Source organism: Natronorubrum bangense (assembly GCF_004799645.1).
In the GTDB taxonomy this organism is placed as follows: Archaea; Halobacteriota; Halobacteria; order Halobacteriales; family Natrialbaceae; genus Natronorubrum; species Natronorubrum bangense.
On record NZ_CP031305.1, the window covers coordinates 89,254 to 114,725 of the forward strand.

The window sequence follows — 25,472 nt, forward strand, 5'->3', positions numbered from 1 at the left end:
CGTATGGGAATCAACTACTCAGTCGACGCAGACCCGGACACAACCGCGAAAGCGATGCTCCGAGAGCGTCACATGAGCCACAAGCACAGCAAAGAGGTCGCCCGCGAACTCAAGGGCCGTACCGTCGAAAACGCCCAGGCGTACCTCCAGGATGTCATCGACCAGAAGCAGTCGGTCCCATTCAAGTCCCACAACACCGGCGCGGGTCACCGCTCCGATATTGAGGGCTGGGACGCCGGCAAATACCCCGAGAAGGCCTCTGAAGCGTTCCTCGACTTGCTCGAGAACGTTGAGTCCAACGCGGACCACCAGGGCTTCGACGGCGCATCGATGGAGATCGCCCACGTCGCCGCCCACAAAGTCGGCGAATCGGTCGGCCGCAAGCCCCGCGCAATGGGACGTGCGTCCGCCTGGAACACGCCGCAAGTGGACGTCGAAATCGTGGTCGAAGAAACTGAGGACGACGAGGAAGATAACTAATGGCTGACGAACACCAGTTCATCGAAAACGGCCTCCAGCGGTCACAGATCGACGAGTTCTTCCAGGAAGAGCTCGGCCGCGCAGGCTACGGTGGCATGGACGTCGCCAAGACGCCGATGGGTACGCAGATCGTCCTCAAGGCCGAAAAGCCCGGGATGGTCATCGGCAAAGGTGGCGAGAACATCCGGAAGGTCACGACGGCTCTCGAGGAGAAATTCAACCTCGAGGACCCACAGATCGACGTGCAGGAGGTCGAAGAACCCGACCTGAACGCACGGATCGTCGCTGATCGACTGGCCAACGCACTCGAGCGTGGCTGGTACTTCCGGAAAGCCGGTCACACGACGATCGACCGCATCATGGAAGCCGGCGCACTTGGCGCCGAGATCGTCCTCTCCGGAAAGGTCACGGGCGCACGATCGCGCGTCGAGAAGTTCAACCGTGGCTACATCAAGCACAACGGCGAACCCGCCGAAGAGGTCGTCGACCACGGCCAGGGCGTCGCAGTGATGAAACTCGGTACCATCGGGGTCAACGTCAAGATCATCCCACCAGGTGCCAAGCTTCCCGACGACTTCGCCGTCTACGAAGACATGGACCCCGAGGAAGTCGTCCCTGACGCCGTCGAGGCCAACGAGGCAGAGGGTGTCGAGGAACTCCTCGAGGGCGAACCCGAAGCGGCCGAGGCAGCCGGCGCCGAAGCTGCGGCCGACGAGGCCGTCGAGACGGACGCCGAGGATGACCTCGACGAAGACGTCGTCGAGGAAGTCATCGAAGCCGAAGTCGACGACGAAGAGGAAGTCGACGTCCCAGACGAGTCCCCAATCGAGGACGACCTCGATGAACTCGAGGAAGACGTCGAAGCGGAAGCCGAAGAACTCGTCGCGGAGATGGAAGACGAGGACGACGAGGGAGGTGACGCCTGATGGCGATTCTCCACGTCGAAGAGATCCGCGACATGACGCCTGCAGAACGAGCAGAGGAGCTCGAAGAACTCGAGACGGAGCTGCTGAACCAGAAGTCCGTTCTCGCAGCCGGTGGTGCACCGGAGAATCCGGGCCGCATCGGCGAACTAGGTACCACCATCGCGCGGATCAAGACGATCCAGCGTGAGGAAGGCGACCTCGACGAAGAGTAATCGAACAATGGCACTGACACCTGAGACCCTGCCGCGACACGAACTCAATGGGCTCCCCGTGCGAGTCGTCGAGAGTGACGACGATTCGCGAGTGGGCCTCGAGGGCCGCGTCGTCATCGAGACGACCAACACCCTTTCCATCGAGATTCGGAACGGTGGCGAGTCTCGGGTCGTGATGGTGCCGAAGTCGGGCTCGACGTTCGAGTTCGCGATCACAGATGACGCCGCCGACTTCCCAAAGGAGTCGGGGACCATGTCCAAACTGGCCGACACTCAACCTGCGGGCACCGAGCAATCGGACGCCGCAGACAGCGCCGGCGAGGATGTGGCCTACGTTACGGTCGATGGCTCGCGACTGCTCTCACGCCCTGCCCGACGCACGGAAACTAGTGGTGATTCACCATGGCAATAGGACTAGACGTTGAAACCCCTCCGGAACCCGAAAACCCGGAGGAATACGACTACAAGACGTGTCCGTTCTACGGCGAGCTTCCCGTTCGAGGACAGATCCTCGAAGGGCAGGTCGTCTCGACGGACATGGACAAGACCGTAGTCGTCGAGCGAGAGTACGATGTGGCGGTTCCAAAATACGACCGCCTCATGAAACGACGCTCGCGCATCCCGGCACACGTACCGGGCGTGCTCGAGCCGCTCTCGGTCGGTGACTCGGTCAAGATCGCAGAGACCCGACCACTGTCGAAGACGAAATCGCACGTGGTCGTCGAAATAACTGAAGAAGCAACTGCAGCCGACGTCGCCGAGCTGACCGGCGAAAGCGAGCCGGACCCACAGCTTTCGGCCGACGACCTCGGCGGCAGCAACGAGGGTGATGAGTGATGGAGGCAATGAAAGCCGACGTCACCCAGGGACTCAAGAAAGGGTCGCTGGTCACGTGTGCCGACAACACTGGCGCACGCGAACTCAAAGTCCTCAGCGTCGCGGGCTACCACGGCACCAAGAACCGCCAGCCAAAAGCGGGACTCGGTGACAAAGTGACCGTTTCGGTCACCAAGGGTACGCCCGAGATGCGCCGACAGGTCCTCGAGGCCGTCATCGTCCGCCAGCGGAAGTCGATCCGCCGGCCAGACGGGACGCGACTGAAGTTCGAGGACAACGCGGCCGTCATCATCGACGAGAACGAAGAGCCCCGCGGAACGGAAATCAAGGGCCCGATCGCCCGCGAAGTCGCAGAACGCTTCGGAGCAATCGCAAGTACCGCAACGATGATCGTATAGACAATGAGCAAGCAACCACACAAACAGCGAAACCAGACGGAGCATGCGCCGCTGCACAAGCGAGGGAAGCAGCTCCACGCGACGCTGTCCGACGACCTCCGCGAGGAGTACGAGACCCGACGCACCCGTGTTAACGCGGGCGACACCGTCGAGGTCATGCGCGGTGACCACGCTGGAACGGAAGGCGAGGTCCTTCGTGCGATCCTCGAGGACGGGACGATCCACGTCGAGGACGTGACGGTCGAGACGGCAGACGGCGAAGAAGTGCCACGACCGCTTGCCCCCTCGAACGTCCGTATCACGGAACTCGACCTGGAAGACGAGCGTCGCGAGGCGCGTCTCGAAGGTGATACCGAATGAGCAACCACCAGAAACGACTGTCAGTACCGAAGTCCTGGCCGGTCGAGCGGAAGACTAACGTCTTCACGGTCAAGGCCGGTGCCGGCCCACACGGCAAAGAGGGCGTTCCGCTCGTCGTCTTGCTGCGGGACGTACTCGGCTACGTGGACTCGAAGAAAGAAGCACGATACGCCCTCTCCGAGGATGCAATCCTCGTCAACGGCGAGCCGATCAATGACGAACAGCGCCCAATCGGCATGTTCGACATTATCGCGTTCCCCGGCCGAGAGGAGTACTACCGCGTCTTCCCCGACGAAGGCGGCCGACTTGCGCTGACTGAGATCGACGAGGATGCTGCAGAAAGCCGCCTCGGCAAGATCGCAGGCAAACAGCAGGTCACCGGTGGGGACACGCAGCTGACGCTGCACGATGGCACGAACGTCATCGTCGACGACGGCAGCGAGTACAACACGAGCGACTCCGTCGTTGTCGACAACGACGACAAGTCGATCGTGGCTCACTTCCCATTCGAAGAGGGCGCACTCGTCACAGCCATCCGTGGCAACCACGGTGGCAAGATCGGCGAGATCGACGCGATCGACATCACGCCAGGAAGCGGTCCGAACACCGTCGGTGTCTCTACCGACGACGACGGATTCGAGACCATCCAGGAGTACGTCGTCGTGATCGACGAGAACTTCACGGGTGATGACGAATGAGCGAAGCTGACGTCGGCGAGTTCCACGAGATGCGAAAGCCCCGCGTCGAGAAAGTCGTCGTCCACATGGGCGTCGGCCGCGGTGGCCGCGAACTCGGCAAAGCCGAGGACATTCTCGAGGAAGTCACGCAGCAAGAAAGCGTCCGTACCCAGGCGAAAAAGACCGAACCCGATTTCGGCATTCGTCAGGGCGACCCGATCGGCGCGAAGGTCACCCTTCGTGGCGACGAGGCTGCTGAGTTCCTCGAGACGGCACTGCCGCTTGCGGAACTCTCCGCGAAGCAGTTCGACGATACTGGCAACTTCAGCTTCGGTGTTGCAGAGCACACCGAGTTCCCCAGCCAGGAATACGACCCGAACGTCGGGATCTACGGCATGGACGTCACCGTCAACCTGGTCCGTCCAGGCTACCGCGTCGCAAAACGCGACAAGGCCAACCGTTCGATCCCTTCGAGCCACCGACTCACCCCCGAGGACGCAATTGCGTACCTCGAGGCGAACTTCGACGTGAGCGTGGAGGCAGACGATGAGTGAAACTGAAACAGACGTAGAAAGCGAGCGCACGGGCGAGCACGCCGCAAAGCGCACGGGGCAGGAAGCGGCCTGCCAGCGCTGTGGCCGCAAACAGGGGCTTGTCGGCAAGTACGACATCAACCTCTGTCGGCAGTGCTTCCGCGAGATTGCTCGTGACATGGGATTCAGGAAGTATCGATAATATGACTGGAAACGATCCACTCAGCAACGCGCTCTCGGGACTCGACAACGCCGAGAGTGTGGGGCATCTGACCCACGAGGTAACACCCGCCTCCAACGAGATCGGCAGCGTACTCGAGGTCTTCTACGACCGCGGGTACATCGACGGCTTCGAGTACGTCGACGACGGTAAAGCCGGTCAGTTTGAGGTCGAACTGAAAGGAGCGATCAACCAGTGTGGCCCCGTCAAGCCCCGCTACGCCGTTGGCGCAGAAGACTTCGAGAAATGGGAGAAGCGCTATCTTCCCGCTCGAGGCTTCGGTGCACTCGTCGTCACGACGAGCAACGGTATCATGAGCCATTACGAGGCGCGTGAGGAGGGCATCGGTGGTCAGGTTATCGCATACGTCTACTAACCATGCGAGTCGAACTGGAAATCCCTGACAACGTAACCGTCGAGACCGACCATCTCGATGTGACCGTCGACGGTCCGGAAGGCAGCGTTTCGCGCCGTCTCTGGTACCCTGACGTGTCCGTCGAGACAGAAGACGACACTGTGGTCATCGAAAGCGACGCCGAGGACGCGAAAACGAACGCGACCGTCGGCACCTTCGAGAGCCACATCACGAACGCCTTCCACGGCGTGACCGAGGGCTGGGAGTACAAGATGGAAGTCTTCTACTCTCACTTCCCAATGCAGGTCCGCGTGGACGGCGACGAGGTCGTCATCGAGAACTTCCTCGGCGAGAAGGCACCGCGACGCACGACTATCCACGGTGAGACGGACGTCTCCGTCGACAACGAACGCCTCGTCCTCTCCGGTCCGAACAAAGAGGACGTCGGCCAGACGGCGGCAGACATCGAGCAGCTGACCCGAGTCAGCGGCAAAGACACCCGTGTCTTCCAGGACGGGGTCTACATCACCGAGAAACCCGCGAAAGGAGGTGCCTGATAGATGGCAGACGAAGACCAAGCAAACGACGAGCCACAGGAGCTCGAGGACATCAGCGGCGTCGGCGAGAGCAAGGCAGATGCCCTGCGCGAAGCCGGCTTCGAGTCCATCGAGGACGTCAAAGAGGCCGACCAGGACGAACTGGCCGAAGCCGATGGCGTCGGGAACGCACTTGCGGCCCGAATCAAAGCCGACGTCGGCGATCTCGAGGTCACCGAAGAGACCGAAGCCGAGATCGAAGATGAAGGCGAAGCAGAAGAAGAGCCAGCCGAGGACGTCGAGACGGAACTCCAGCCCCGCGGGCTGACCGAGAAGACGCCCGAGCTTTCCGAGGAGGAAGAACGACTGCTCCAGCGCCGCCGTAGCGTCAGCAGTCCACAGTTCAACCGACAGGACTACCACAAGAAAAAGCGGACCCCAGAATCCTGGCGCCGCCCACGCGGTCAGCTGTCGAAACAGCGCCGTGGCGTCAAAGGGAAGGGGCCGAAAGTGTCGGCCGGCTACCGAACGCCCGAAGCCGTTCGAGGGAAACACCCAAGCGGCTTCGACGAGGTCTACGTCGAGAACACCGACGACCTCGACGGTGTCGACGGCGACCATCAGGCCGTTCGAATCGCATCCGCTGTTGGCGCACGCAAGCGCGAGCGGATCGAAGAACAGGCCGAGGAACAGGGCGTTCGCGTCCTGAACCCAACCTACGAAGAAGTCGAGGTGGAATCCAATGACTGATCTTTCCGCACAGAAGCGACTCGCTGCCGACGTCTTAGACGTCGGGCAGAACCGCATCTGGCTCGACCCCGAGGCCCAGGCGGACATCGCCGAAGCGATTACCCGCGACGAGATCCGTGAGCTCGTCGACGAGGGACGCATTCAGGCCGAAGACGCCAAGGGCAACTCCCGTGGCCGTGCCCGTGAGCGCAACGCAAAACGCGCTTACGGCCACCAGAACGGCCCCGGCAAGCGCCGCGGCAAGAAAGGCGCTCGCCAGAACAAGAAAGAAGAATGGCAGAACAAGATTCGCGCACAGCGACGGAAGCTGCGTGAACTCCGCGACAAGGGCGAGCTGACGCCCACGCAGTACCGCGAGCTTTACAAGAAGGCTGGCGGTGGGGAGTTCCGTAGTGTCCGGTATCTGTTGAATTACATTGACGAAACCTACGGTGACCAATAATGGCGACAGGACCACGATATAAGGTACCGATGCGGCGTCGCCGTGAGGTCCGGACGGACTACCACCAGAGGTTGCGCCTGCTGAAATCGGGCAAGCCCCGCCTGGTTGCTCGCAAGAGCAACAAGCATACTACGGCGCAGCTGATTACTCCCGGACCTCAGGGAGACGAGACGCTCGCAAGCGCACACTCGAGCGATCTAGAAGCGTACGGCTGGGAAGCACCCACAGGAAACATCTCTGCGGCCTACCTGACCGGCCTGCTGGCCGGCAAACGAGCCGTCGAGGCAGGTCTCGAGGAAGCAGTCCTCGACATCGGCCTCAACACGGCAACCCCCGGGAACAAGGTGTTCGCGGTGCAGGAAGGCGCAATCGACGCAGGCCTTGAGATCCCGCACAACGACAGCGTGCTTGCAGACTGGTCGCGTACCCGCGGCGAACACATCGCCGAGTACGCCGAACAGCTCGACGAGCCACTGTACAGCGGTGAGTTCGACGCAGCAGATCTGCCAGAACACTTTGACGACGTACGAGAGGCGATTCTCGAATGAGCAACTACAACGACAGTGGATGGGAACCCGTCACCCGTCTCGGTCGGATGGTCCAAGAGGGCGAGATCGACGATATGGAGACCGCCCTCAACTCGGGACTCCCGCTGAAGGAACCCGAGATCGTCGACCAGCTCCTGCCGGGGCTTGACGACGAAGTGCTGGACATCAACATGGTCCAGCGTATGACGGACTCCGGACGACGCGTGAAGTTCCGATGTGTTGTCGCGGTCGGTAACCGTGACGGCTACGTCGGCTACGCGGAAGGTCGAGACGACCAGGTCGGGTCTGCCATCCAGAAGGCGATCGGTATCGCGAAGCTGAACATCATCCAGGTGCCACGCGGCTCCGGCTCGTGGGAAGACCGCTCGGACCGGCCCCACTCGCTGACCCGTCGGACCACCGGCAAAGCCGGCTCCGTCGAGGTCGAAGTCATCCCTGCCCCCGAAGGGCTCGGACTGGCTGCAAGCGACACCGTTCGTGCCGTCCTCGAGCTGGCCGGCATCGAAAACGTCTGGACGAAGAGCCACGGAAACACTCGAACGACGGTCAATCTCGCGAAAGCGACGTTCAACGCACTCGAGAACGCCTCGCAGTCGCGCCATCCACAGCGTCGTCCCGACCGAGAAGAAGCCGAGGTGAGTGAGTGATGAAAGCGATCGTTCAGGTTCGTGGTGAAGTGAACCGCAAGCAAGACGTGCAGGACACGCTGAAGATGCTCAACATCCACAGCGTCAACCACTGCGCACTTGTCCCCGAGACCGACACGTACCAGGGGATGATCACGAAGGTCAACGACTACGTCGCCGTTGGCGAACCCGATGCTGACGTCCTTGAGACGGTGCTCGCAAAGCGTGCCGAGCCCCTCGAAGGCAAACAGTCGGACGTCGACGAGGAGTGGCTCGCCGAGAACACCGAGTACGACGACTTCGGTGCACTCGCCGAGGCACTGCTTGCCGAGGAGACGACGCTTCGTGAGGAAGGACTGTCGCCGACGCTTCGACTGCACCCACCACGCGGTGGCCACGACGGCATCAAGAAGCCGACTGTCGAAGGCGGCCAACTCGGAAAGCATACAACGGGAGAGATTAACGACCTCCTAGACTCGATGCGATAATCATGACGAGCAAAAAACGACGCCAGCGCGGATCGCGCACACACAGCGGCGGCACCCACAAGAATCGACGTGGTGCGGGCCATCGCGGTGGTCGCGGCCGTGCCGGGCGGAGCAAACACGAGTTCCACAACTACGAACCGAAAGGGAAACACGGCTTCAAACGGCCACAGGGCATCCGTAAAGATGTCGCAGAGATCGACGTCCAGAAACTCGACGAGGACGCAATTCTCTACGCCGCTGACGGCCAGGCCGAAGAAACCGACGACGGCTACAAACTCGACGCACGTGATATCGTCGAAGACGGCCACGAGGTCGACATCGTCAAGGTCCTTGGCTCCGGCCAGGTCCGCAACACACTCGAGGTGACGGCTGACGCCTTCTCCGCAGCTGCTGTGGAGAAACTCGAGAGTGCCGGCGGAGCGGCAGTTGTCTCGGAACGCGGCCAAGAGGCCGAGTCCGACGACGCTGAAGCCGAATCCGAACAGAACGAGGAATAACTATGGGATGGAAGGAAGCCGCTGAACCGGTCTTGACGCGGATGCCCGCGGTGCGCCGTCCAGAGGGGCACGTCCCCTTCAAGCGGAAGCTGGCGTGGACTGCCGGCATCCTCGTGTTGTACTTCTTCCTGACGAACATCTCGCTGCTCGGAAGTGCGGAAGGTGCAACCGACATCTTCGGCGAGTTCCGTTCGATCCTCGCCGGTGAGCAGGGATCGCTGATGCAGGTCGGTATCGGACCGATCGTCACCGCGAGCATCGTCTTGCAACTGCTCGGCGGTGCGAACCTGCTCGGTCTCGACACGGACGACCCACGAGACCAGGTGCTCTACCAAGGGCTGCAGAAGCTGCTTGTCGTCATCATGACGGCGCTGACTGCGCTCCCGATGGTGTTCGCCGGCGGCTTCCTGCCAGCTCAGCAGTCACTGACGCTTGGTGGCCTCGAGTTCGGCCACACACAGGTCCAGACGCTGATGTTCGCCCAGATCTTCGTTGGCGGAATCCTCATCCTGTATATGGACGAGGTCGTCAGCAAGTGGGGGATCGGCAGCGGGATTGGCCTGTTCATCATCGCCAGCGTGAGCCAGCGACTCGTCACTGGGTTCATCCAGCCCGATGCCGGCGGGTTCTTCTATGACTGGTACCGGATCATCACCGGGCAGGTCGAGATCGGCTCGATTGTTGCTGGTGACGGGCTGTACACGCTGTTGCTTCAGGACGGGCATATCATCGCCTTACTGACAACGCTGCTGATCTTCGGGATCGTCGTCTACGCGGAGTCGGTCCGCGTCGAGATCCCGCTCAGCCACGCCCGCGTCAAAGGTGCTCGCGGTCGCTTCCCGGTGAAGCTCATCTACGCGAGCGTCCTGCCGATGATCCTCGTCCGTGCGCTGCAAGCGAACATCCAGTTCATGGGCCAGATTCTGAACAGCCAGTGGGCTGGTATGCCCGCAGCGCTGGGAGCCTACAATGCTGACGGCCAGCCAACTGGTGGGTTCTTCTACTACTTTGCGCCCATCTACTCACCTGACGACTGGATGTGGTGGACGGGTGCCGTCACCCAGGAAGCGTGGCAGGTGCTGATCCGCATCTCGATCGACCTGACGTTCATGGTCATCGGTGGTGCGATCTTCGCCATCTTCTGGGTCGAAACCACCAACATGGGTCCCAAGGCCACCGCCCGACAGATCCAGAACTCCGGGATGCAGATCCCCGGCTTCCGGCAGAACGTCGGTGTCATCGAGAAGGTCATGGAGCGGTACATCCCGCAAGTGACTGTCATCGGTGGCGCGCTGGTCGGCTTGCTCGCCGTCTGGGCGAACATGCTCGGCACGATCGGTGGCGTTACCGGAACCGGCCTGCTGCTGGCAGTCTCCATCACGTACAAGCTGTACGAGGAGATCGCCGAGGAGCAGATGATGGAAATGCATCCGATGATGCGCGAGATGTTCGGCCGCGAGTAACGGCTCGAACCGCTCTGCGCGTTGTTTCTGTATTTTGCACCGACAGCGCTGCCTCTCCAACCGCAACTGGCGGGTATCGTAGCGCGTGCACTACTTGCTCCTTACTCGCACGCACGTTGATTTGACGGAGACCAAGAGACAATGTGTTGTTGTTGGCAACCTGGTCGAAGCCGTGGCTCTAGTCGCTGCGTGCCGAGACGAGTGTCTAGAGTAGATCGCCGCGCACGGACTTCGCTGAACGAACCAGTTCGACGTGCGGATGTAGACACTCTTCTGGCGAGCCGTTCAGTCGGCACACTCCCGTGTAGCGTCGACTCGAGGCCGTTCAAAGAGCGGTGAACGAGCGAGCAAGTCGTTGCCAACAGTGTACGGAGTGAAAATAGAGATTGGGAGTCACAGCAAGGAGTTGTCGACAGCAGCGAACACGGTCGCGGTTTGGGTCGCGACGATGGACCAGCTATCGTAACAACTGAAACGGTTTGCACACCGATCGCACAGCTGTCATGCGATCGGGTGCGCATGACGGTCAGTGGTTACGATAACGTTCGTCTGATCGGCATAGACGTGCTGGATGGGTTGTTCTGTCACACAGTGATAGTGATCTGGCGCGTGACAGCGAATACGCACTGGCGAGCGTAGTGAATCACGACAGAGCTGCCTCGAGTGCGGAAATCAGCTAGCGATCTTCTAATCGGATCTGCTGCAAAACTGAAGCGTTCGTCGGTCGACGTTACTGGATAGAGTAACCAGCTGCGACGGTCAGCAGGAACACCATGAACACGGCAACGATCATCATGTAGCTGATCGCCCGTGGCTCCTCCCGCAGGTGCTGGTAGTAGCCAGCAATCAGGAGCGACTTGATGACTGCGAGGACGACAGTCCCGCCGATCGCTAGCTGTTCTGAAATTCCTATTTCGAAAAAGACGAACTTGGCGGTCCCTAACACCAGCAGCACGACGTATATGAGGGTGTATGTGCGAACGTCAGCCATTGGTACACTATTCGAAAGTTGGCCACTTATACCTTCCTCATACGATCGATGGTACCGGCCGATACGTGTCCTGGACAAACCAATTCGTAAATGCAAACGGAGGCCAACGTGATAGCAATGAGTAGACGGTCGATGTTCGTTCGCCGGACAGGTACTGCGTAGGTATGCTCTTCTCACTCACTGTCGCGGTCAGTGTTGTTACTGCGAGCAACGCCGCGGTTGGTCTCTCAGAACATGGTGGTGAGGTGTCGATTCCGACGCGGCTTTCTCTCATGCTGGGGGATTGGTGTGGTGGGGATGTCGAGACTCCTGTCGACGTTTGTGACCGATCGTGCGCTCGTCGGCCGCTTTCACGACGAACTGGTTGGGCTCCAATGGGCGACTCGAGGCCGTTGCCTCGCTGGGAGGCGGCGTGGGAGGCCCTGAACCCACCTCAGAACCCGACCCAGTACGCTCTGACGTCGTGGTTTGGCTACGTGAAGCTGGTGGGCATCCTGCCAGGATCGCTCCTCGCCGTCTGGGCCACACACGTCATCTCGGTTCGACTCTCTTCGAACGCTCACACGCGATTAGAATCCAGCATCCGTTCGTCGCTGTCGTAGTTCTGGTTACGGTACTGTGTCTGTACCCCTTTGTAACTCCCTCGATGGAGCCCGTCTACGTCCCTATCTGACACCGTTCCCGTCCGCGCCCGGCAGTTCGGAGCCAGACACCCCACAGATCACCGTCTGCTTGAGTCTAGTGGAGTTACTGTCCGCTCGCTGATCCGCTCTGGCAGACGTTCATGGTTCTCGGAATGTCTTTATCGACTGACGACTCAGTAGACGTACTGTGGCGACTCGCTTTCCGTTCTCGAACGACGTCTGCAATCACCTTCTCACGCTCTTTTTCAGCTGTCTGTTGCTCATCACGATCCTTTCGGCACCAGCCCTCGCCGCGGCACCCGAGAGCACTGCGGTGTCCAGTGCGCATTCCCAGACCGACAGCCCGCTCAACATCGAAGAACTGAACAGTTCGGCGTCAGAAACGGTCGAGATCGTCGTCCGACTCGAGGAGGTGACGATTCCAGAAGCTGCGAGTGATGCTGACGCCGAGCAGTTGTTGACTGATCATGCCAACGAGACACAGGATCCGGTACTCGAGTACGCGGCTACAACGCCAGGGGTCAGTGTCGAAACGGAGTTCTGGCTAACGAACGCCGTGTTGCTCGAGGTTGATCCCGACCGGATAGAACTCGAGGCGCTCGAGTCAGTCACAGCAGTCGAAACAGTGCACAGAAATTTCGAACTGACCATCCCAGAGCCTCAGACAACGATACAGACGGGTGAAACGTCGTCGGCTGCGATTGGCACCGAGCCCCATCAGTCGACAGCTGGCATCGAACTTCTGAACGCACCCGCCGTCTGGGATGCGTACGAAACACGTGGCGACGGCGTTCGAGTCGCGGTTCTCGACACTGGGATCGACGCCACCCATCCAGATATCGATCTCTACACTGCCGATTCATCGGATCCAACCTATCCAGGCGGGTGGGCGGCGTTCGATGAGACGGGTGACAGAGTCGATGGCTCAACACCGTACGACTCGGGGGTCCATGGCACGCACGTTAGCGGGACTGTCGCTGGTGGCGGGGCAAGCGGTACCCAGATCGGTGTCGCACCGGACGTGGAGTTGCTCCACGGCCTCGTGTTGAACGAAACGAGCGGATCGTTCGCCCAACTCATCGCTGGTATGGAATGGGCACTCGAGGAGGACGCCGACGTCATCAATCTAAGTCTGGGGATGACCGGCACGTACAGCCAACTCGTTGATCCAGTCACACACGCCATCGAAAGTGGTGCCGTCGTCGTCGCAGCAGTTGGTAACGAGGGTGTAGACAGTTCCAGCTCGCCTGCCAACGTGTACGATGTGATCAGCGTCGGTGCCGTCCACGAAGACGGGACCGTCGCCTCATTCTCCGGCGGCGAACATCTCAATCGGTCCGAGTGGCACACGGCCCCGGAAACGTGGCCCACATCGTACGTCGTCCCAACCGCTGTGGCCCACGGTGTCGGAGTTACCAGCGCCGTTCCGGGTGGTGGCTACCAAGCACTGCCGGGAACATCGATGGCGACACCGCACGTCTCTGGAACGGTCGCGCTGTTGCTGTCGGTCGAACCCGATGCCACTCCCGACGCCGTTTCGACAGCGCTATCCGAAACAGCCTGGAAACCAGATGGGGCCATCACCCCACAGCGTACCACGACGATGGATACTCGCTACGGGTATGGAATTGTCGACGCGAAAGCCACAACAGATGCGATCGTTGCGGTCCACAGCGACATCGACACGTCAGTCACCGGTGAGACGGCCGAGACGGAAGCGACGGAGACGACGGCGACTCGAGAGACACCACCGTTTAGCAGGCTGGTAGCCGGGACAGCCGCACTGGTCGTGACGACGATCAGCGTCGCAACACTGCTTCTCGCGCGGTCGCTTGCCCGCGAGACAAAGCGGTAGCACGGAACGCAGTCTCGTCGCAACCAGCGTTTCGGTTGCTCCGACGTCGGCTCGAGAAACGGTCGTGTCGTGCTGGACAGTCTGTGTTCGAGCAGTAACGTTCTGTGTGACTGTCCTAGCACGGCATGCTACCTGGCGAACCGAGCGTTTCCAGCGGCTCTCCGTCGCCAGTCTCCTAAAAAAGTCGAAAATCGAATCCTGCGTAGCGGGGGCCGCTACATCAGGTAGAACAGTGGGAACAGGAAGACCCACACGATGTCGACGAAGTGCCAGTAGAGGCCGAAGAACTCGACTGGCCGGTGGTCCTCGAGGTAGGCATCGATGCTGATGATCCGGTAGATCATGAACACGGCGATGAGCAGCCCGAGGATCACGTGGAGTGCGTGCAAGCCGGTCGTGACGAAGTAGATGGAGTGCTCGAGACTGGTCCACCAGTACTCGCCAATCGAGAACTTGTAGGTGTACTCGTAGGCCTTGACGCTCATGAACACCAGTCCGAGTAGGAGCGTCGCACCCATCGCACCGAGCAGTCCTCGCTTGTTCTGTCGCTCAGCGAAGACAAGTGCAAGGATGACCGTGAAACTCGAGGTCAACAGCACGTAGGTGTTGAGCAGGCCGGGCCAAGAGGCGAACGGAATCGTCTCCCAGTTACCCCAGCCCATGTGGAGGCGCATGAAGACGAACGCGCCGATCGCGGCGCCGAAGACGACGACGTCAGATGCCAGGAACACCCAGACACCGAACTTCGTGTTGCCGACGCCACCGAACGGCCATCGTTCGGCGATCGGCATCTCGGGGGCGTTGAACTCCTCGACACCGAACTTGAACAGCGTGTACCCGAGGATCGCGACACCGAGTGCCGTAACGAGGGGGTAGATGATGTTCGTTTCGGCGCTGGTGCCAACGAGTGCATCTGGCGCCGTTCCGGTTCCTTCCGCAAACTCGATCATGTACGGTGTAAGTCCCGAGAGACCGAGGAAGAACACGAACATTCCCAGACCGATACCGAGTGGCCAGATGCTGGCGTGGTCGGCGTGTTCTTCTTCGTGGGAGGTCGTGGCTGTGGCTTCACCGTGAGCGGTTGCCACACCACCGTCAGTGGCTGCTTTCGAGTCGTCAACGAACTCGAGTCGGCCGCTTGCGTAGCTTGGCCGGTCAGACCAGTTCTCCAGCGGTGGAGGCGACGGAATCGCCCACTCGGCTGTACGGGAGAACTCCCATGGGTTGTCGGGTGCTTCAGGACCAGACACCCAGCTCTTTGCGAACGTGTAGAACATGATCAGGAACGACGCACCGAGGATGAATGCCCCAACGGTCGCGATCTGATGGTAGAGCTGCGCTCCCTCAGTGTAGTGGAAGACACGGCGTGGCGTCTCCCAGGCGAGGAACATCGGGAAGTACAGCATGTTGAATCCGATGAAGTAGACTGCGAAGTTGAGCTTTCCGAGGCGCTCGGAGTACATCTTGCCGCTGATCTTTGGCCACCAGTAGTAGAGGCCGGCGATCAGTGCAGTCACACCCGAGACCATCACGTAGTGGAAGTGAGCGACGACCCAGTAGGTGCCACGGAACTCGTAGTCAAGCACGACGGCACCGAGGAAGACCCCGGTAATACCGCCGAGGATGAACAAGACGAGTGCGCCGAGGCTGAACAGGAACGGGGTCGTGAATCGAACGCGTCCCTTGACCATCGTGTAGATCAGCGCGAAGACCATCAGGTCAAAGGGCAGTGAGATCCCGATCGTTGTCGCCATGAACAGCGTCTTGATCTCGAGGTTGATCGTCGTCAGGAACATGTGGTGCATCCAGACGAGGAACGACTGGACGGCCACCAACACCATAGAGATGATGACCCACTTGCGGCCAACGAGTCGTCGACCAGTGAACGTCTGGAACGTCTCGAACATGATCCCCAGTGCGGGGAAGAAGACGATGTACACCTCGGGGTGTCCGAAGAACCAGAACAGGTGGCCCCAGAGCAGCCCCGATCCCTGATCAGTCGCGAAGTACTGTGTCAGGAAGAGGCGATCGATCGACAACAACAGCAACGCAGCCAGCAGTGCTGCGAAGGCAAACAGCATCATCCAGACCGTCAGCAGCCACGACCACGTGAACATCGGCATGTTCCAGAGGCCAAGGCCTTCCGCACGAGATCGGTGGATGGTGACAAGGAAGTTCACCGTCCCGATCGTAATCGACATGACGAACAGTGTCAACGCGAGCACGGTCGAGTTACTTCCTGTCGTCGCCTCGAGTGCGGGCGTGTACGTTGGCACGTTCAGCGGGGCGTACATCGTCCAGCCACCGGAGAGCGAGCCACCCTGGAAGAACGAGAGGGCGATCAGGAGTCCCGAGAACAGGTAGAACCAGTAACTCAGGGCGTTCAATCGTGGGAAAGCAAGGTCATCTGCCCCGATCTGAAGCGGGACGAAGTAGTTTGCAAAGCCGGCTGCAAACGGTGAGAGGAACCAGAAGACCATCAACAGCCCGTGGGCCGAGACGGCCTGGTTGAACTCGTTACCCGTCAACAGACCGGTTCCACCGGCTTCCCACAGGTGGGCACGGAACACGAGCGCGAGAATCCCACCGAACAGGAGGAAGAACAATGCTGTCGCCAGATAGAGGATCCCGACGTCTTTGTGGTTTGTCGTGACAAGCCATCGCTTGACAGACGTCATTGGCGGAAGATCACTCATTAGTTCTCACCTCCGTCGTCGTCTTCATCGTCCGTTTCGTCGTCGTCAGCTTCGTTCTCGGTACCGTTTGCATCGTCATCGGTATCTTCGTCGGCATCACCAACCGTGTAGGTCTCGCTTGCTGGGTCAGTGATTCCGACGGTGTCTTCGATCGTTTCGAAGTCGTCGTCTTCGAACGTGATCGTCAGGTCGTATTCGCCGCCCTGTTCGATCTCGTCGATCGTGACCGAGCCGTCCTCGAAGTCGCTTGCATCACGAGTGTACTCGAGGTCAGCATCGTACTCGTCGTTGTCCTGGTGGACGATTTCGAGCTGGAAGTCCTCGTCGGTGACGTTCGTGATTGCTTCACCGTCTTCGGTCTCGATCGTGACGTCGAGTGTCAGCTGATCGTCGAGCCAGGTCTCGAACTCATCTTGCTCCATGACGTTGACGGTCCCAGTCATCTGGGTGTGGAAGTCACCGCAGAGTTCGAAACACTCGATTTCGTGTTGTGCACCGGCTTCCTCAGCCATGAACCACGTATCGTCGTACTCACCCGGGATCGCGTCCGCTTTCACGCGTAAATCAGAGATCCCGAAGGTGTGCCAGACGTCGCCTGACGTCACCTCGATTGCAACCGGCTGATCTGCAGGAACGTTCATCGTTCCAGTCGCTTCAGCACCATTTGCGTATTCGAAGTGCCAGGCGAACCCGTCGCCTTCGACGTCGATTTCGACTGGATCTTGATCGAACTCGTCGTCCGGGTCCTCGACGTACAGGAGCATCCCGTAGGTCCAGACAACCAGCGAAATGACGATAATAGCGCTGATTCCGAACGATAAGAATAGTTTCTTGCCGCCCTTTCCACCTGTCGGTAACTCCCCGAGTGTTGGCAGTGATTCGTCGTCTTTCCGTTCGTCGGTATCGCGGTATTTGTACGCGTTGTACAATGTGTATGCGACAACGACAACGCCGACGAGCGTACCGAGTGCGAGAAACACCATGAAGATGCCCTCGAATACGTCGACACGCGTGCCACGCTCACCCAACACCTGCATCGGGGTCGTAAGTGCGTTGTAGATTGTATTCACCTCTTTTGAAGACCGCTTATATGACGGTGGATGGTTGCTGGGTGCACTTATCTATTTGGAAACGATTTAGCCGACTGTCTCGCAGTCTGCCTATACCGTGATGTCTCGTTTCCACGCAGTGCCAGCCAACCATTGTTCACAGTCGTTCATCATTCACTTCGGCCCAGAGCCCTTTTTTCTATCGCTGTCTGTCGGAGATCGTACCAAAGATAATATATATCTCGCCTCGAAAAACGGCCGAAAGCGAACGTGTTCGTATCAAAAATGGATACCTGACGCGCCCGAGTATCGGATTGCCGTGCTACACTCCTCCGATCCGCTCGCGCGCGATACACAAACTTTCGTCTTCTCCCATTATATATGATCCAGCAGAAGCTTCTATACGACTCACACTAACTACTACGTATGCCAGAAGAGGTCCTTTTCAAGTTCGAACGGCAGATGGAACGCAACGAGATCGCTGACTACCTCCGGACTGTCGCTGACAGCCTCGAAAGCGGCGGTCCGATCTCCCTCGAAGCTGGTGGCGACTCAGTAACGATGACCCCGCCAGCACGTCCAACGTTTGAGATCAAAGCCGAGCGAGAAACCTCGAGTTCGGCCCCCGACAAGCCGGGTGAACTCGGCCTCGAGTTCGAACTCGAGTGGAAGGAGGGAGATCACGAATCCGACACCGGCGAGCTCTCGATCGAGTAGTCATTGAAACGGAGTGGGCAGTCGCTGGTCACACTCGAATGCCAGCGACTCTATAGCAGCCACTGTTGCAAGCCAATCGTGTGATCAGCGACTGTGTCGATCAGTGATGGCTACAGTTCGACGACCCAGATTCGAACATCGGCTGGGAGATCGTAGACTTGCTGAACGATCGCATCGAGACACTGGGCGATCCGATTTGGATCCGCTTTCGCACTGATCTGGACGTTGACGCCCTCGGCGTCTTCAGGACGATGGATCTCGTCGATTTTGAACGCTGGGAACTCACCCAGAACGGATTTGAGTGTCTCGAGTTCGTCGTCAGTGCAGTCGAGGTTGATCGTCCCATCGCCGAACTGTAGCCACGGCACGCCGAGTGCTGGGTCGGGGCCGTCGGAGTCGCTGTCATCGAGTGCCGTCTCGTCGACCTCGAGCGTCAAAAATCCGCTTCCGCGGTTGCGGTGGGCAGTGATAGCGTCGACGTACAGTTTTCGTCGCTCGGCAGGGTCAGCTGCGTCGAAACGCGTCATACGAAACTGGATGGGCTCGCTTCTTTAAGCTGTTATGTGACAGCGATGACGTACACATTTCTTTAAGCCTTTATGGGAGGGTGGTGAACGGTGGGATATGGCACAGCCACGAATTCTGATCCTGGGTGCACCCGGGGCAGGAAAGGGGACCCAGAGCGCAAAGATCATCGAGGAGTTCGACGTCGACCACATCACCACCGGTGACGCACTCCGTTCGAACAAGGACATGGACATCTCCGACATGGACACGGAGTACGACACGCCACGCGAATACATGGATCAGGGCGAACTCGTCCCCGACGCAGTCGTCAACGCCATCGTCGACGAAGCGCTGAACCAGGCCGACGGCTTCGTGCTCGACGGCTACCCACGAAATCTCGAGCAGGCCGAGGAGCTGCAGGACATGACCGACTTGGACGTCGCACTCTACCTCGACGTCAGCGAGGAGGAACTCATCCACCGACTGACCGGCCGCCGGATGGATCCCGAGACGGGCGACATCTACCACGTCGAGTACAACCCACCGGAGGACCCCGAGGTCGAAGAACGCCTCGAGCAGCGCGACGACGACACCGAGGAAACGGTGAAAGAACGACTGCGCGTGTTCCGCGAGAACACCGAGCCCGTGATCGAGTATTATGAGGATGAGGGTGTGCTCGAGCGCGTCGACGGCGAGCAGGCACCGGACGAGGTCTGGGAGGAAGTGAAGGCGACGATCGAAGACGCGGCGTAAACTCAGCGACGCAGTTTTTCGCGGGCGTTAGTTCCCTTCGACGTCGACCTTGTGTTCGGCGACGTTGAGGTAGGTTAGCTGTGGTGGTAGCGTGTAGCCATCAGGATAGATATCGATCTCCGCATCTTCAAGGCTTTCATCATATTCGAAATTAACCTCGTTCCCGCCTTGATAATAAACCGAGGAAACATAGAGACCACCATAATAACTTGGATTAGAATGCAAACATGCTTGTTGCCAAGAACATCTTCCATCATCCGTTCCAGAGTAATTATTACTTGGAGCATATATGAGTCCTTCAAAACCACCACCTGTCATTTTAAATGAGGTTTCTGACGTCCCGTATACCTGGAACCGTTCAGCATCAAGATCCTCCCCAACTGTAGATGGTCCAACACCACCTCCTTCAACAGAAATATTTTCTGTCAAATATAATCGCACTACGTGATCATTTCCTTCAGTTCCATTGACTAAAAGTCCTTCCTCGTCATCGTAATTATTATTTCCATCTATTTCGATGCTCCCATCGAGTATTATTGTTACGTTCCCATGAGAGACGTCAATTTGTGAATAATCTCCATCAATATCTATGTTATCAGCAAAATATGTTCCATTTGGAGAGTCCGTGTGTGTTAGTGTTTCTCCACCATCTATCGACCATGGTTTATCAGAGGACACCCAATATTCTGATGAGTTTTTATCATCAACTAAATCATCAATGACATCATCAAGTTCTTGCATCGAATGATGTCTAACTTTGAAGTCTGTTTCATTAATATCTACGTTACCATCTTCGCCAGGTGGTTCGGAAACCGTTATTCCTGAGTCGAAAACCGCTTCGCCTTCGATATAGCCGAACTCTGCAGTTACCGTCCCACGATTATCGTCATGTACTTCGACGTTCTGAACGGTCGTGGCACCACCCTGCTGCTTAAAATACGCTTCCCAACCACGGTAGTACTCGCTTTCGACCTCTATCGTCACGGTATCGTTCTCAACGAGACTCGCCTCCTGTAGCGGATTGGTTTTGTGGTGTGAGACGTGGATGTTTCCGGAGTCAAGCTGTGCCTCGTCTCGAGTCTTGATAATCGGAAACGAGAGCGCCTCGGAGTCCGCGTCATAATTGATCGGTGGTGCCGAGACGACCCGTGTCTCGTTGCCCGTTTCTCGGAAGACGCCGCCAGCCTGATAGGCGATTTTGGTCCCGTCGTCGCCGGTGTACTCTATCGCGCCGATTGGAATCGTTTTGTTGACGTCACCGCCCTCGATAGTGAGGTTACCCGTATTACTCATCACGACAGCGCCGTCTTCTCCGGCGTCGATATCCATCGAGCGCGAAACGTCATCGTCTGACGACGCCGTTTCCATCTGCTGGCTCAACTCGACGAACGAATTCTCGACGCGGTCGTGTTCGGACTCCTGCTCAACATCAGTCAACATGTCACTAGCAACGAGAAAAATTCCGAGACTCCCAATCGCGACCATGCCGATTAGAAGCACGATCCCGATTAGCGTCGATTGCGCCCTCCCCGACAACATCGTTGTTTCGGTCCCGCGTGGTACGCTCATGTATTCTGTTTCGATAGTCACCATATTAATATAATCGGTCAATCCAACATGTTACGAATAGCCAGATCCAGTGATTTCGCGTTTCTCTCCTTGTTTGGAAGGGGTTCTCTCTCGAGTCAACCAGAATAGTTTTTGAGCTGTCATGTGGCTACGAGGCCAAGACAGCAGGCGATCGGCTGACAACCGAAGATAAACACTTGTATACCGAACGTGCCCTAGTCCCAGGCAGATGACTCGTACAGCGGAGAAGATCAACGACCTCGTTCGTGAGGATTCCTCGATGGGCGACGCCCTCGAGGCGATCCGCGAGGAAGCCGACAGGAACGGGGGCGAGGTCCAGTGGGCCGACGTCAACGACGACCTGTCGAGTGGACAATGGGGTCGACTGATTGAAAAGGGCGTACTGGTCGACGGCGACGAGGGATTCGAAATCGCCGATCGTGAGGCCTACGACGAGGCTCTCGACGGTGACGGTGACGGTGGGAGCTTCGACACCGATGTCGATATCGATGCCGAGGAATCCCAGTGGTCACAGTGGGACAAACTGGCAGGTGTGGGTGCACTCCTGTTGATGTTTGGCTACTGGATCGAGTCCGTCCGGGATACAGTGGGTGGCGCGCTCGATATGTTCCTGGGGCCGCTTGATGCCGCGCTGCCGTTTTATGCGGTCATTCTCTCTGTGGCGTTGCTGACCGGACTGTACTCGACGCTGCTGCAGGCGAACCTGATGAACCCCGAAATCATGGGCAAGTATCAGGAGCGGATGAAATCGATGCAGGACAAACAAAAGGACGTCCGCGAGCGCAAGGAGGAAGCCGAGGAACGCGGCGCCAGCGACGCTGAACTCGAGCGCCTTGAGGAGGAACTCGAGGAGGTTCGCGAAGAGCAGATGGAGGCCATGGCGGAGAACCTCGGGATGTTCAAAGAGCAGTTCCGACCGATGGTCTGGATCATGCTGTTTACCATCCCACTGTTCCTCTGGATGTACTGGAAGATCCACGGCGTGGGGATCGGAAGCGCCGAAGCGACGATCATCATGCCGATCGTCGGCGAGACGAGCTGGAGTTCAGGACTGCTCGGACCGATGCCGGCCTGGATCCTCTGGTACTTCCTCTGTTCGATGGGCTTTACGCAGCTGCTGCGCAAGGCACTGAACATCGATATGACGCCGTCGACGGCCTGAGATCGGATTTAGCATCCGACTGGCGAGGCCTTCGTTTTCCGTTTCAAATCGCTGCAGATAGCAATCGGCTCGACTGCAAGCCGAGCTATCAAGCCAGTGTTCGTCCGTCGACCGATTCAAAACCCATTTTACCGGCCGCCGCGCAGTTCGAATATGTTACTCACCGTCTCCGGCCCGCCGGGCAGCGGGAAGAGCACCACTGCGGAGTTGCTCGCCGACGCGTTTGATCTCGATCATATCAGCGGCGGTGACATTTTCCGAGAACTGGCCGATGAACGGGGCTATACGCCGCTCGAGTTCAACAAACTGGCCGAAGAAAACGACCAGATCGATCGCGATCTCGATCGGCGCCTTCGACGGATCGCCGTCGAGCAAGACGATCTCGTCCTCGAGTCCCGGCTGGCTGGCTGGCTGGCCGGCGAGCAGGCGGATTTCCGCTTCTGGCTCGACTCCCCACCACGGGTTCGTGGCGAGCGGATCGCCGAGCGCGAAGGGAAAGACCCCAAGCGAGCGACCGAGGAGACGCAGGCCCGCGAAGCCAGCGAGGCGAAACGCTATCAGGAGTACTACGGAATCGATATTCAGGATCTGACGATCTACGATCTCTCGGTGAATACAGCTCGCTGGGAGCCCGATGCCGTCCTCGATATGCTCGTGACCGCCGTTGGAGAGTACGGCGCAGATGGTGACGAAGGACAGACCAACGTTCCGATCACATACGAGTTCTGACTCCGATGGCTAACCACTCTCGTCTCCGTGGTCCACCCGACGAACGGACGCCCGCCGAACTGCTTACCTTCGGTGTCGTCAACCTCGATAAGCCACCTGGCCCATCCTCGCATCAGGTTAGTGGCTGGCTGCGAGATGCCGTTGTCGACACGCTCTCCGAGCGCGGCGCTGACGTCTCGATCGATCAGGCAGCCCACGCAGGCACACTCGATCCGAAGGTCACCGGCTGTCTCCCCGTGATGCTCGGCGAGGCGACCCGGCTCGCGCAGGTCTTTCTCGAGGGTCCCAAAGAGTACGTGGCGGTCCTCGAGTGTCACGCACCGGTTCCGGTCGATGCCGAATCCGTCATCGCCGAGTTCGAAGGGCCGATTTACCAGAAGCCGCCGCGAAAAAGTGCAGTCTCGCGTCGTCTACGCGTGCGTGAGATGTACGACCTCGAGGTTCTCGAAACTGACGACCGACAGATCCTGCTGCGGATTCGGTGTGAGAGTGGCACCTACGTCCGCAAACTCTGCCACGACCTGGGGCTCGCACTCGGCACCGGCGGCCATATGGGACATCTCCGACGGACGGCGACCACGCCGTTCGACGACACTGATCTCCACAGCGCCTCCGAGTTCCTCGACGCGCTCGCGTTCTGGCTCGAGGACGACGACCCCGAACCACTCTACGAGGTCGTCGATCCGGCCGAACGGATCCTCGAGGACATCCCACGCGTTACGATCGCCGAGAACGCCGCCCGCGAGGTCGCAAACGGAGCCCCAGTGTACGCGCCGGGCGTCCTCGGGATCGACGACGGCGTCGCCACTGGCGACCTGCTCGCCTGTCATACGCCGAACGGGGCTGCGGTCTGTCTCGGAACGCTGGTCGGTGATCCGAAGGCCGACCAGGGGACTGTGGTCTCACTCGAGCGCGTTTTGGTCTGAGACGGTCTGCTCTGTCACTGTCCTTTCGCCTGCAGGACGGTCGCCGACACACCGGCACTGACGGATTGGAGCCCGTCTGAATCGAGCAACGGGATCGCATTCGATACGCGATATCGTCACGCACTCACTGTGAAACGACACGCTTAAACAGCAGACAGCCGTCGGATGAAACACGGGACCGTGGGGTAGTGGTATCCTCTGCGGATGGGGTCCGTAGGACCCGAGTTCAATTCTCGGCGGTCCCATATTTTGCGTCGCAAAGTTGGGAGTACGAGGTGCCGCGAAGCGGTACCTCGGCAGTCCCACTCAATATTATCTAGATGTTCAACTCCTGGGGTTTCAACCCTCTGAGCCTGCCGAAAATCCAATTCTCGCTTTCGGCATAATTCAACCTTCTCAACAGGTTCTCCAGGGGTGGTCTGCGTGACGATCTCGCTCCGATCGTCGACCGCTGACTCGAGCTGTCGGCACGGTGGTGTCGACGGCGATGCGCTCGAGGCCGAGGCCAAGTTCGGTACAAGCATCACTGTATTGGTTACTCACGAAACAGTCCCCAGCCACGAACCTCTCTGAACGAAACCGGTGCCGGGTTGAACAGTACCGACACAGCGACAGTGGGAGCACCGGCCTCCACCGATCGGCGGTTTTAGGTTCCAGCCACGCCGACCACCGAGCAATGACGGTCGTTCTCGCTGGTGTCGGTGCCGACAGCACGAACCTCGGGGCACTTGCCCCACTGTACGATGATGGGCGCTTCGAGTACGTGCCGATCCCTGAGAAGGCACACGCAACAGACGAAACCGCAACCCTCGGCTCGTGGGACCTGCGTGCAAGCGAGGGTACCGCAGCGTCGCTCACAAACCGAATCACACCCCAGCCGATCGGCGATGCCGACAGAACTGTCGCCGGTGACGAACTCGAGTCCTGGCCACTCCATCGCGATCCGAACTTTGAGGCCCTGACCTACGGCGAACACCGAACCAGCGGCTACGTCTCGAGGCTTCGGGCGCTCGAGCCGGGCGATGTCGTCGGCTTCTATGCTGGCCTGCGCCGTCCCGATGGCGACCGCGCCCATCGCTATCTGATCGGCTACATGACCGTCGATCGCGTCGACGTCGTCACACCCGAGATGCCCCAAGCCGAGCGCGAAGCGATCCTCGAGGCCCACCCCGAGAACGCCCACACGAAACGTGCCAGCGATGGCGAGTGCTATCTGGGCAAACCGGTCGTGCTCATCGACGGCCGCGAGCCCGGCGGGCTGTTCGATCGGTATCCGATCCAACTCTCGGAGTACTACGTCAAGTCGGGCAACGAACGCGCACAGTACTATCTGCGCGAGGAGATCGCAAACGCGTGGGACGTTCGTGCCGGCGGTGAGAACATGATGTACAAACCGGCCTATCGCTGTGCAGTCTCGAGCGATGCCTTTCGACAGCAGGTCGGACGCTGTCGAGAGCGGACGGCAGATGACGCAGTGATCGAGTCGGCATAGACTGGCTGTCAGA

At 59.1% G+C, this 25,472-nt stretch carries 32 protein-coding genes and 1 tRNA gene; 28 read left to right on the top strand and 5 right to left on the bottom strand.

Features of this window, described 5'->3' with window-relative positions:
- The first annotated feature begins 3 nt into the window (after positions 1–3).
- Genes DV706_RS00420 through secY form a run of 19 tightly spaced genes read left to right on the top strand, consistent with a single transcriptional unit; the run spans position 4 to position 10,348 of the window.
- The gene (locus DV706_RS00420) at positions 4–480 is read left to right on the top strand and encodes a 50S ribosomal protein L22 (protein WP_006067758.1); all 477 of its coding nucleotides are present in this window, start codon (positions 4–6) and stop codon (positions 478–480) included.
- A complete protein-coding gene (locus tag DV706_RS00425) occupies positions 480–1,406 on the top strand; it encodes a 30S ribosomal protein S3 (RefSeq protein ID WP_006067759.1) in 927 nt (308 codons plus the stop codon). Before DV706_RS00420 ends, DV706_RS00425 begins: the two co-directional genes overlap by 1 nt.
- Complete coding sequence (gene rpmC / locus DV706_RS00430; protein ID WP_006067760.1) at positions 1,406–1,618, top strand: 50S ribosomal protein L29; 213 nt, start codon at positions 1,406–1,408, stop codon at positions 1,616–1,618. Before DV706_RS00425 ends, rpmC begins: the two co-directional genes overlap by 1 nt.
- A 7-nt stretch (positions 1,619–1,625) precedes the next feature.
- A complete protein-coding gene (locus DV706_RS00435) occupies positions 1,626–2,030 on the top strand; it encodes a ribonuclease P protein component 1 (protein WP_006067761.1) in 405 nt (134 codons plus the stop codon).
- Positions 2,021–2,455: a 30S ribosomal protein S17 gene (locus DV706_RS00440; protein ID WP_006067762.1), complete on the top strand. Its 435-nt coding sequence runs from the start codon at positions 2,021–2,023 to the stop codon at positions 2,453–2,455. The genes DV706_RS00435 and DV706_RS00440 overlap by 10 nt, the downstream gene beginning before the upstream one ends.
- On the top strand, positions 2,455–2,853 hold the full coding sequence (locus tag DV706_RS00445) for a 50S ribosomal protein L14 (protein WP_006067763.1): 399 nt from the start codon (positions 2,455–2,457) through the stop codon (positions 2,851–2,853). Before DV706_RS00440 ends, DV706_RS00445 begins: the two co-directional genes overlap by 1 nt.
- A 3-nt stretch (positions 2,854–2,856) precedes the next feature.
- A complete protein-coding gene (gene rplX / locus DV706_RS00450) occupies positions 2,857–3,213 on the top strand; it encodes a 50S ribosomal protein L24 (protein WP_006067764.1) in 357 nt (118 codons plus the stop codon).
- Positions 3,210–3,911, top strand: a complete 702-nt coding sequence (locus tag DV706_RS00455; RefSeq protein WP_006067765.1) for a 30S ribosomal protein S4e — start codon at positions 3,210–3,212, stop codon at positions 3,909–3,911. The genes rplX and DV706_RS00455 overlap by 4 nt, the downstream gene beginning before the upstream one ends.
- Positions 3,908–4,444 (top strand): 50S ribosomal protein L5, encoded by a 537-nt coding sequence (locus tag DV706_RS00460; RefSeq protein WP_006067766.1) that lies wholly within the window; start codon positions 3,908–3,910, stop codon positions 4,442–4,444. Before DV706_RS00455 ends, DV706_RS00460 begins: the two co-directional genes overlap by 4 nt.
- Positions 4,437–4,625 (top strand): 30S ribosomal protein S14, encoded by a 189-nt coding sequence (locus DV706_RS00465; RefSeq protein ID WP_006067767.1) that lies wholly within the window; start codon positions 4,437–4,439, stop codon positions 4,623–4,625. Before DV706_RS00460 ends, DV706_RS00465 begins: the two co-directional genes overlap by 8 nt.
- Position 4,626: 1 nt before the next feature.
- A complete protein-coding gene (locus tag DV706_RS00470; protein ID WP_006067768.1) occupies positions 4,627–5,019 on the top strand; it encodes a 30S ribosomal protein S8 in 393 nt (130 codons plus the stop codon).
- A 2-nt stretch (positions 5,020–5,021) separates the two neighbouring features.
- The gene (locus DV706_RS00475) at positions 5,022–5,555 is read left to right on the top strand and encodes a 50S ribosomal protein L6 (RefSeq protein WP_006067769.1); all 534 of its coding nucleotides are present in this window, start codon (positions 5,022–5,024) and stop codon (positions 5,553–5,555) included.
- A gap of 3 nt (positions 5,556–5,558) precedes the next feature.
- Positions 5,559–6,284 carry a 50S ribosomal protein L32e gene (locus DV706_RS00480; protein WP_006067770.1) on the top strand — a complete coding sequence of 242 codons (726 nt, stop codon included), beginning with the start codon at positions 5,559–5,561 and terminating at the stop codon, positions 6,282–6,284.
- Positions 6,277–6,726, top strand: coding sequence for a 50S ribosomal protein L19e (locus tag DV706_RS00485; RefSeq protein ID WP_006067771.1), 450 nt, complete (start codon positions 6,277–6,279; stop codon positions 6,724–6,726). Before DV706_RS00480 ends, DV706_RS00485 begins: the two co-directional genes overlap by 8 nt.
- Positions 6,726–7,274, top strand: a complete 549-nt coding sequence (locus DV706_RS00490) for a 50S ribosomal protein L18 (RefSeq protein ID WP_006067772.1) — start codon at positions 6,726–6,728, stop codon at positions 7,272–7,274. Before DV706_RS00485 ends, DV706_RS00490 begins: the two co-directional genes overlap by 1 nt.
- Positions 7,271–7,921 (top strand): 30S ribosomal protein S5, encoded by a 651-nt coding sequence (locus tag DV706_RS00495; protein ID WP_006067773.1) that lies wholly within the window; start codon positions 7,271–7,273, stop codon positions 7,919–7,921. The genes DV706_RS00490 and DV706_RS00495 overlap by 4 nt, the downstream gene beginning before the upstream one ends.
- Positions 7,921–8,388: a 50S ribosomal protein L30 gene (locus DV706_RS00500; RefSeq protein WP_006067774.1), complete on the top strand. Its 468-nt coding sequence runs from the start codon at positions 7,921–7,923 to the stop codon at positions 8,386–8,388. The genes DV706_RS00495 and DV706_RS00500 overlap by 1 nt, the downstream gene beginning before the upstream one ends.
- Positions 8,389–8,390: 2 nt before the next feature.
- Positions 8,391–8,885, top strand: a complete 495-nt coding sequence (locus DV706_RS00505; RefSeq protein WP_006067775.1) for an uL15m family ribosomal protein — start codon at positions 8,391–8,393, stop codon at positions 8,883–8,885.
- Between the two features lie 2 nt (positions 8,886–8,887).
- Positions 8,888–10,348: a preprotein translocase subunit SecY gene (gene secY / locus DV706_RS00510; protein ID WP_136350754.1), complete on the top strand. Its 1,461-nt coding sequence runs from the start codon at positions 8,888–8,890 to the stop codon at positions 10,346–10,348.
- Between the two features lie 730 nt (positions 10,349–11,078).
- On the opposite strand, the gene DV706_RS00515 is transcribed toward secY, so the two are convergent.
- On the bottom strand, positions 11,079–11,339 hold the full coding sequence (locus tag DV706_RS00515) for a cytochrome C oxidase subunit IV family protein (RefSeq protein ID WP_006067778.1): 261 nt from the start codon (positions 11,337–11,339) through the stop codon (positions 11,079–11,081).
- Between the two features lie 374 nt (positions 11,340–11,713).
- Between DV706_RS00515 and DV706_RS00520 the strand changes: the two genes are divergently transcribed.
- Positions 11,714–11,941, top strand: a complete 228-nt coding sequence (locus tag DV706_RS00520) for a hypothetical protein (RefSeq protein WP_049889994.1) — start codon at positions 11,714–11,716, stop codon at positions 11,939–11,941.
- A gap of 229 nt (positions 11,942–12,170) precedes the next feature.
- Entirely contained in the window at positions 12,171–13,838 is a 1,668-nt protein-coding gene (locus DV706_RS00525) for a S8 family serine peptidase (protein WP_006067779.1), read from the top strand.
- 215 nt (positions 13,839–14,053) lie between these two features.
- On the opposite strand, the gene DV706_RS00530 is transcribed toward DV706_RS00525, so the two are convergent.
- Together DV706_RS00530 and coxB are read right to left on the bottom strand one after the other, a co-directional pair.
- Positions 14,054–16,534, bottom strand: coding sequence for a cbb3-type cytochrome c oxidase subunit I (locus DV706_RS00530; protein ID WP_006067780.1), 2,481 nt, complete (start codon positions 16,532–16,534; stop codon positions 14,054–14,056).
- The gene (gene coxB / locus DV706_RS00535; RefSeq protein ID WP_006067781.1) at positions 16,534–17,571 is read right to left on the bottom strand and encodes a cytochrome c oxidase subunit II; all 1,038 of its coding nucleotides are present in this window, start codon (positions 17,569–17,571) and stop codon (positions 16,534–16,536) included. The genes DV706_RS00530 and coxB overlap by 1 nt, the downstream gene beginning before the upstream one ends.
- Before the next feature lie 438 nt (positions 17,572–18,009).
- Here coxB and DV706_RS00540 point away from each other — a divergent pair, with 438 nt between their 5' ends.
- Positions 18,010–18,300, top strand: a complete 291-nt coding sequence (locus tag DV706_RS00540) for an amphi-Trp domain-containing protein (RefSeq protein ID WP_006067782.1) — start codon at positions 18,010–18,012, stop codon at positions 18,298–18,300.
- A gap of 110 nt (positions 18,301–18,410) precedes the next feature.
- Here DV706_RS00540 and DV706_RS00545 read toward each other — a convergent pair whose 3' ends face one another.
- Positions 18,411–18,827, bottom strand: a complete 417-nt coding sequence (locus tag DV706_RS00545; protein WP_006067783.1) for a hypothetical protein — start codon at positions 18,825–18,827, stop codon at positions 18,411–18,413.
- 97 nt (positions 18,828–18,924) lie between these two features.
- On the opposite strand from DV706_RS00545, the gene DV706_RS00550 reads away from it, so the two are divergent.
- Positions 18,925–19,560, top strand: a complete 636-nt coding sequence (locus DV706_RS00550) for an adenylate kinase (protein WP_006067784.1) — start codon at positions 18,925–18,927, stop codon at positions 19,558–19,560.
- 27 nt (positions 19,561–19,587) lie between these two features.
- Here DV706_RS00550 and DV706_RS00555 read toward each other — a convergent pair whose 3' ends face one another.
- Complete coding sequence (locus tag DV706_RS00555; protein ID WP_083902075.1) at positions 19,588–21,129, bottom strand: DUF7289 family protein; 1,542 nt, start codon at positions 21,127–21,129, stop codon at positions 19,588–19,590.
- A gap of 229 nt (positions 21,130–21,358) precedes the next feature.
- Here DV706_RS00555 and DV706_RS00560 point away from each other — a divergent pair, with 229 nt between their 5' ends.
- The 5 genes from DV706_RS00560 (at position 21,359) to DV706_RS00580 (ending at position 25,459) form a co-directional block, all read left to right on the top strand.
- The gene (locus tag DV706_RS00560) at positions 21,359–22,312 is read left to right on the top strand and encodes a DUF106 domain-containing protein (protein WP_006067786.1); all 954 of its coding nucleotides are present in this window, start codon (positions 21,359–21,361) and stop codon (positions 22,310–22,312) included.
- 153 nt (positions 22,313–22,465) lie between these two features.
- Positions 22,466–23,041, top strand: a complete 576-nt coding sequence (gene cmk / locus DV706_RS00565; RefSeq protein ID WP_006067787.1) for a (d)CMP kinase — start codon at positions 22,466–22,468, stop codon at positions 23,039–23,041.
- A 5-nt stretch (positions 23,042–23,046) separates the two neighbouring features.
- The gene (locus DV706_RS00570) at positions 23,047–23,967 is read left to right on the top strand and encodes an RNA-guided pseudouridylation complex pseudouridine synthase subunit Cbf5 (protein WP_006067788.1); all 921 of its coding nucleotides are present in this window, start codon (positions 23,047–23,049) and stop codon (positions 23,965–23,967) included.
- 174 nt (positions 23,968–24,141) lie between these two features.
- Positions 24,142–24,212, top strand: a tRNA-Pro gene (locus DV706_RS00575).
- A gap of 431 nt (positions 24,213–24,643) precedes the next feature.
- Positions 24,644–25,459, top strand: a complete 816-nt coding sequence (locus tag DV706_RS00580) for an Nmad3 family putative nucleotide modification protein (protein ID WP_006067789.1) — start codon at positions 24,644–24,646, stop codon at positions 25,457–25,459.
- The last annotated feature ends 13 nt before the right edge of the window (positions 25,460–25,472 follow it).

Bases quoted from the DNA above. Each gene is read 5' to 3' on its own strand.
- secY (WP_136350754.1), top strand. From the start codon at position 8,888: ATGGGATGGAAGGAAGCCGCTGAACCGGTCTTGACGCGGATGCCCGCG.
- coxB (WP_006067781.1), bottom strand. From the start codon at position 17,571: ATGCAGGTGTTGGGTGAGCGTGGCACGCGTGTCGACGTATTCGAGGGC.
- DV706_RS00545 (WP_006067783.1), bottom strand. From the start codon at position 18,827: ATGACGCGTTTCGACGCAGCTGACCCTGCCGAGCGACGAAAACTGTAC.
- cmk (WP_006067787.1), top strand. From the start codon at position 22,466: ATGTTACTCACCGTCTCCGGCCCGCCGGGCAGCGGGAAGAGCACCACT.
- DV706_RS00475 (WP_006067769.1), top strand. From the start codon at position 5,022: ATGCGAGTCGAACTGGAAATCCCTGACAACGTAACCGTCGAGACCGAC.
- DV706_RS00495 (WP_006067773.1), top strand. From the start codon at position 7,271: ATGAGCAACTACAACGACAGTGGATGGGAACCCGTCACCCGTCTCGGT.
- DV706_RS00435 (WP_006067761.1), top strand. From the start codon at position 1,626: ATGGCACTGACACCTGAGACCCTGCCGCGACACGAACTCAATGGGCTC.
- rplX (WP_006067764.1), top strand. From the start codon at position 2,857: ATGAGCAAGCAACCACACAAACAGCGAAACCAGACGGAGCATGCGCCG.
- DV706_RS00550 (WP_006067784.1), top strand. From the start codon at position 18,925: ATGGCACAGCCACGAATTCTGATCCTGGGTGCACCCGGGGCAGGAAAG.
- DV706_RS00560 (WP_006067786.1), top strand. From the start codon at position 21,359: ATGACTCGTACAGCGGAGAAGATCAACGACCTCGTTCGTGAGGATTCC.
- DV706_RS00555 (WP_083902075.1), bottom strand. From the start codon at position 21,129: ATGAGCGTACCACGCGGGACCGAAACAACGATGTTGTCGGGGAGGGCG.
- DV706_RS00490 (WP_006067772.1), top strand. From the start codon at position 6,726: ATGGCGACAGGACCACGATATAAGGTACCGATGCGGCGTCGCCGTGAG.
- DV706_RS00570 (WP_006067788.1), top strand. From the start codon at position 23,047: ATGGCTAACCACTCTCGTCTCCGTGGTCCACCCGACGAACGGACGCCC.
- DV706_RS00470 (WP_006067768.1), top strand. From the start codon at position 4,627: ATGACTGGAAACGATCCACTCAGCAACGCGCTCTCGGGACTCGACAAC.
- DV706_RS00485 (WP_006067771.1), top strand. From the start codon at position 6,277: ATGACTGATCTTTCCGCACAGAAGCGACTCGCTGCCGACGTCTTAGAC.
- DV706_RS00530 (WP_006067780.1), bottom strand. From the start codon at position 16,534: ATGAGTGATCTTCCGCCAATGACGTCTGTCAAGCGATGGCTTGTCACG.
- DV706_RS00505 (WP_006067775.1), top strand. From the start codon at position 8,391: ATGACGAGCAAAAAACGACGCCAGCGCGGATCGCGCACACACAGCGGC.
- DV706_RS00420 (WP_006067758.1), top strand. From the start codon at position 4: ATGGGAATCAACTACTCAGTCGACGCAGACCCGGACACAACCGCGAAA.
- DV706_RS00440 (WP_006067762.1), top strand. From the start codon at position 2,021: ATGGCAATAGGACTAGACGTTGAAACCCCTCCGGAACCCGAAAACCCG.
- DV706_RS00500 (WP_006067774.1), top strand. From the start codon at position 7,921: ATGAAAGCGATCGTTCAGGTTCGTGGTGAAGTGAACCGCAAGCAAGAC.
- DV706_RS00460 (WP_006067766.1), top strand. From the start codon at position 3,908: ATGAGCGAAGCTGACGTCGGCGAGTTCCACGAGATGCGAAAGCCCCGC.
- DV706_RS00455 (WP_006067765.1), top strand. From the start codon at position 3,210: ATGAGCAACCACCAGAAACGACTGTCAGTACCGAAGTCCTGGCCGGTC.
- DV706_RS00580 (WP_006067789.1), top strand. From the start codon at position 24,644: ATGACGGTCGTTCTCGCTGGTGTCGGTGCCGACAGCACGAACCTCGGG.
- DV706_RS00445 (WP_006067763.1), top strand. From the start codon at position 2,455: ATGGAGGCAATGAAAGCCGACGTCACCCAGGGACTCAAGAAAGGGTCG.
- DV706_RS00480 (WP_006067770.1), top strand. From the start codon at position 5,559: ATGGCAGACGAAGACCAAGCAAACGACGAGCCACAGGAGCTCGAGGAC.
- DV706_RS00425 (WP_006067759.1), top strand. From the start codon at position 480: ATGGCTGACGAACACCAGTTCATCGAAAACGGCCTCCAGCGGTCACAG.
- DV706_RS00515 (WP_006067778.1), bottom strand. From the start codon at position 11,339: ATGGCTGACGTTCGCACATACACCCTCATATACGTCGTGCTGCTGGTG.
- rpmC (WP_006067760.1), top strand. From the start codon at position 1,406: ATGGCGATTCTCCACGTCGAAGAGATCCGCGACATGACGCCTGCAGAA.
- DV706_RS00520 (WP_049889994.1), top strand. From the start codon at position 11,714: ATGGGCGACTCGAGGCCGTTGCCTCGCTGGGAGGCGGCGTGGGAGGCC.
- DV706_RS00540 (WP_006067782.1), top strand. From the start codon at position 18,010: ATGCCAGAAGAGGTCCTTTTCAAGTTCGAACGGCAGATGGAACGCAAC.
- DV706_RS00465 (WP_006067767.1), top strand. From the start codon at position 4,437: ATGAGTGAAACTGAAACAGACGTAGAAAGCGAGCGCACGGGCGAGCAC.